The 645-nt window shown below is 37.1% G+C and carries 1 protein-coding gene; it reads left to right on the top strand.

Going from position 1 to position 645, the window contains the following annotated elements:
- Nucleotides 1-53: 53 nt before the first annotated feature.
- A partial coding sequence (locus tag AB6735_RS28030) for an AMP-binding protein (protein ID WP_370999487.1) occupies nt 54-645 on the top strand: 592 nt, incomplete at its 3' end.

The raw sequence follows: 645 nt of genomic DNA, 5'->3' as shown, positions 1-645 counted from the left end.
AGCAGACCCAGAAGGTTAAGACGAAGCTCCTCCCTGCTAATCTCGCTTATGTCATCTATACCTCCGGTTCTACGGGACGGCCGAAAGGCGTTATGATCGAGCACGCATCAGTGGGGAATTATGTTACATGGCTTATAAAAAAATATAATATTAATAAAAATAACAGCACCTTACTTCTGTCCAATATTGCTTTTGACCTGGTCTTGACAAGCCTTTTTGGTTCATTACTTTCTGGAAACACATTACACGTCATTAATCAAGACTTACTGCAATTTCCAACTGAATTATCTTTATATATTGTTAAAAATAAAATAGGTTTTCTAAAAACAACTCCTTCCCTTCTCAATCATATAATTTCTGAAGATAGCAGCTTTGAACTACTTATTAATGCCCAAACACTCAAGACTATTTTTGTAGGAGGAGAGAAAATAGATATCGATACTGTAATTAAGATAAAACAAAATAAAGGTTCTATAAATATAATAAATCATTACGGCCCGACCGAAACAACGATTGGGGTTGCAACAAAAGAAATAAAAAAAGTAAATGTTCCTATACCTATCGGTCATCCGATAGCCAATACCCAGATATATATCCTGGGGCCGGATCAGGGACTGGTGCCTGTTGGGGTAACCGGTGAGATCT

The organism is Mucilaginibacter sp. RCC_168 (assembly GCF_041355315.1).
Taxonomy (GTDB): domain Bacteria; phylum Bacteroidota; class Bacteroidia; order Sphingobacteriales; family Sphingobacteriaceae; genus Mucilaginibacter.
Note: the sequence above shows the minus strand (reverse complement) of the source record. Positions and strands in the feature narration are given on the sequence as shown.